The sequence below is a fragment of the Janibacter sp. CFPM2_SD2 genome, from assembly GCF_057364645.1.
Genome location: NZ_JBNFOF010000245.1, coordinates 1 through 4,087, shown reverse-complemented (window position 1 = coordinate 4,087; position 4,087 = coordinate 1). Strand labels below are relative to the sequence as shown.

Here is a 4,087-nt window from a genome sequence, read left to right as displayed (position 1 = left end):
GCGCGCCGCACGCAGGGCTGAGCACGCCGGGCAGCCGCACGCGGCTCCACGACGAGGCGCTCCGGGGATCTGCCCGGGGCGCCTCGTCGCGTCCGCCGGGTCCGATTTCCGCGCGTCCGCCGGGGCCCAACTCCGCAAGACCCTAGGGTCCTGCAGAGTTCGACACCGGGTCCGAATGTTTGCCGCCCGACCTGCCACACCTGCCTGACCGACGGGTGAAACGTGGCTGGGAAAGGGTTGTGAGGCCACCTACGGATCGGTAAGTTGCCGGGCGGAGGCGCCTTCAAGGGGATGGCGCCGCAACTCGGGGAGACAATTCACATGGCCAAGCGCCTCACCGCCCGCCTGTCGGCCGGCGCCGCACTCGTCACCGGGCTGGGGCTGGCGGGCATCGCCGTCAGCGTCCCGGCCAATGCAGACGTCACGGGGGAGCTCGCATACAGCTGCTCCGTCCCTGACCAGGGTATCCAGTTCGCGGACCCGTGGCAGGTCGCCTTCACCCTCGGGGTCGACGAGACCTACGAGCAGGGGGCCGCCATCACCGCGCCGAGCATCACGGCCGAGGTCACCCCGGGCGCCGACGCGCACGAGAAGATGCGCAGCCTGAGCATCAAGTCCCTGGAGGGCACCGCCGACGCCGGCTACACCTTCGGCGAGACCGAGCGCAGCACCACGCTGAGCGTCGCCAAGGTCGACGTGCCGGAGACTGAAGACGTCACGGTCGTCGCCACCGGCACCGGCGCCGACGAGGTTGCTCCGATGGAGGACACCGAGCTCGACATCACGGCCGGCGACTTCACCGCTGCGCTCACGACCGACACGGGCTTCGTCCTCAAGGTCTCGTGCACCGCGCCCGCTGACGCCACCGTCGGCACGGTCACGATCGGCAACCCCACGACCTCCGAGCCGACCACCTCGGAGCCCACGACCTCCGAGCCGACCACGTCGGAGCCCACGACCTCGGAGCCCACGACCTCCGAGCCCACGACGTCCGAGCCGACCACCTCGGAGCCGACCACGTCCGAGCCCACCACCTCGACCCCGGCTCCCGAGGTCAACGACTGGTTCACCGAGCCCACCAGCCTGCCGATCACCTCCGACGGCAAGAGCTTCACCGTCAAGGGCACCGCGGACCAGGCGGGTGTCGTCACGGTCGTCCTGCTCGACGGCGACAAGAAGGTCCTGCGCACCATCGAGTGGAACATGACGGAGGGCAGCAACACCCGCGACTTCCCCTTCGCCGAGGGCACTGACTACGTGCGTCTGGTCTCCGAGGACTGCGTCGACGCCAACGGCAACGACGGCTCGGTCCCCGGCGGCTGCAACGTCGAGTACTACGCCCCCTGGGTCAACCCCGACTCCGACGACGACTCCGGCGACGACGACGGTGCGGGCACCGGCTCCTCCGGCCCCGAGACCCCGGGCGTCGTCCAGACCGACGGCTTCAGCCGGGTCGCGCAGCCCGAGGGCGACAACACCGCCGCCTTCCTGCTCGGCGGTGCGCTGCTCGCCGGTGCGGGCGCCGGCTCGGTCGTCCTCGTCCGCCGCCGTCAGGCCGCACAGCACTGAGATACCACCGACCACGGTCGGTGATCACGGCCACGGGCCGTCGGGTCGGGAGCACCTCCCACCCGGCGGCCCGTACCGTTGTCACCAGGGGGAACCGCCGGCACTCCCCCGTCGTTGACCACGACACGCCGACACATGTACTTGGGAGGACCGTGTGACGACCCCGCCGACGCGACGACAGAAGGGCCGCGAACGCGCGCTCTACCGCCGCACGACGTGGCTCATCGCGGCAGCCGTCGCGCTCGTCATCGGCGGCGGAGCCGCAGCCGGTGCGTGGTGGACCCAGCGCGAGGACGACCAGACCTCCCTGCCGGTCGGCACCTATGTCCCGCCGAGCGAGATCACCGAGCCCTCCTACCAGCCGACGAGCTCCTCGACGACGCGCAAGCGCTCGTCCACCTCGTCGTCGACCTCCTCGAAGTCCTCGAGCACGACGACGCCCTCGTCCACCCCTTCTGCCGCCCAGCGCAGTCAGCCCACGTCCGCCGAGGCCCCCGCAGGCGAGCCCACCCGGGTCCAGGTCCGCTCCGGCGGACGCGACATCGTCGACGCCTCGCTCCAGGCGACGCGGCTCGACGCGCAGAAGGTGCTGGCTCCCCCCTTCGGCACGGCCGGCTGGTACGCCGAGCCCGGCTGGCCCAAGCCGGGCTACACCGGCGCGAGCATCCTCGTCGGCCACATCAACCACGGCGGCAACCCCGACGTCTTCTGGAACCTGCCGCGGGTGCGCATCGGTGACGTCGTCACCGTGACCTACGGGTCCGGGCGGACGGTGAAGTTCAAGATCACCCGCTCCGAGGCCGCGTCGAAGAAGGGCGTGCCGCAGGACGACTCGATCTGGGACTGGGACAACCCGCAGCCGGTGCTGCGCCTGATCACCTGCGACCCCGACACCCCGATCAACGCCGGTCACTACGAGGGCAACTGGGTCGTCTGGGCCGACCAGATGGTCAGCTGACCGACGACTCCTCGTCGTCCTCCCGGTCGTCGTCGACGCGGCACCACGACTGCACGAGCAGACCGGCGCCGGTGAGCAGGAGCGCGGCCAGCCCCGCGACGGCCCACACGAGGGCCAGGTGGCCGCGACCGGCATAGCCGATGTCCGGCGCGAGGGTGACCGCCTGACCGAGGTAGAGACCGCCGATGACGGCGCCGGTGAGGGCACTCGCCTGCGACAGGCGCAGGATGCGCTCGGCGACGATCGGCGGCACGTGGGCGCGGCCGCGGCGCATCCGCCACATCCGTCGGCCTGCGGCGACGACGATCGCGGCCATGCCGACGAGCAGCACGGCGGTGAGCCAGCCGATGCGCAGCGGCGCATGACCGCCGGCGACCCACCAGCGACCGAAGCCCCAGCTGAGCACACCCGCCAGGGCCAGTGCCGCGAGGACGGTGTGGATGCGCAGGCCGCGGTCGAGCATCACAGTTCCTCGATGTCGCTCGTGTCGAGGGCGGCGAGCAGGTCGGCGACCGGCGTCACCGCGTCGCCGACGCGCAGCACGGCGTCGGGGTCGACCCGGGACCACGGCTGCAGCACGAAGCCGCGCTCGTGCGCCCGCGGGTGCGGCAGCGTCAGGGCGGGGTCGTCACTCACGACGTCGTCTCCGGTGACCGGTCGCCGTACTGGACGAGGTCGAGGTCGATGGTGCGGGCACCCCAGCGCACCTCGCGCACGCGGCCGTGGCGGGCCTCGACGGCGTGCAGCCGCGCGAGCAGCTCGGCCGGGGCCCAGCGAGGTCGTGCGACGACCGACGGACGTTCGGTGTGAGCGCGGCGTGGTCGGGTCCGCCCCACCGGGATCCGTCGTGACGAAGGGGGCCCGCCGCACGTCGTGCAGGGCGTCGCCGAGGTCGTCGAGGGCGGCGTCGAGGGTGCGGGCGGCGTCGCCGAGATTGGCTCCGAGCGCGATGACGACGGGCACCTCACGACGGCGGCTCACGGTCACCGACACGTCGCCGAAGGGCACGCCCACGGGCGCGGAGGGCTTGTGCACGGTGACGTCGACGGCCCGGACGAGCGGTCGGGCCAGCGCGTCGGCGGCGATCTGCTCGGCGAGGGTCTCGATGAGGTCGAGGGAGGGGCCCTCGATGCGCGCGACGACGTCCGCGCCGACCTCGGCATAGCTGACGGTGCGCTCGAGGTCGTCGCTCGTGCCCGCAGGCGCGAGATCGAGGTGGAGCACGACGTCGACGACGAAGTCCTGGCCGTCCCGCTTCTCGTCGGCCAGGACGCCGTGGAAGCCCCGCGCCCGCACGCCGAGGAGGCTGATCCGGTCGGTCATCGGCGCTCTCCCTGACCGCTCTCCCCGTTCCCTGAGGAGGTCGCGCAGCGACCGATCTCCCCGCTCCCTGAGGAGGTCGCGCAGCGACCGTCTCGAAGGGACCGGACCTCCCCCAGCGCGGCAGCGACGTCGATGGCGTCGACCGTCGCGACGACGTCGTGCACCCGCACGCACCACACCCCCGCGCGGGGCGGCGCGGGCGCTCGGTGGCGGCGGTGACGACGGCGCGGGCGTCGA

At 72.5% G+C, this 4,087-nt stretch carries 4 protein-coding genes; 2 read left to right on the top strand and 2 right to left on the bottom strand.

From position 1 onward, the window contains the following. The first annotated feature begins 321 nt into the window (after positions 1-321). Both AC2W7J_RS16525 and AC2W7J_RS16520 read left to right on the top strand, forming a co-directional pair. Complete coding sequence (locus AC2W7J_RS16525; RefSeq protein ID WP_485983733.1) at positions 322-1,569, top strand: hypothetical protein; 1,248 nt, start codon at positions 322-324, stop codon at positions 1,567-1,569. Between the two features lie 154 nt (positions 1,570-1,723). Next, positions 1,724-2,527: a class F sortase gene (locus AC2W7J_RS16520; RefSeq protein ID WP_427801449.1), complete on the top strand. Its 804-nt coding sequence runs from the start codon at positions 1,724-1,726 to the stop codon at positions 2,525-2,527. On the opposite strand, the gene AC2W7J_RS16515 is transcribed toward AC2W7J_RS16520, so the two are convergent. Further along, positions 2,520-2,990: a DUF3180 family protein gene (locus AC2W7J_RS16515; RefSeq protein WP_485983735.1), complete on the bottom strand. Its 471-nt coding sequence runs from the start codon at positions 2,988-2,990 to the stop codon at positions 2,520-2,522. The genes AC2W7J_RS16520 and AC2W7J_RS16515 overlap by 8 nt on opposite strands. Then, positions 2,990-3,850 (bottom strand): dihydroneopterin aldolase, encoded by an 861-nt coding sequence (gene folB, locus AC2W7J_RS16510; protein ID WP_485983731.1) that lies wholly within the window; start codon positions 3,848-3,850, stop codon positions 2,990-2,992. The genes AC2W7J_RS16515 and folB overlap by 1 nt, the downstream gene beginning before the upstream one ends. Between the last annotated feature and the right edge of the window lie 237 nt (positions 3,851-4,087).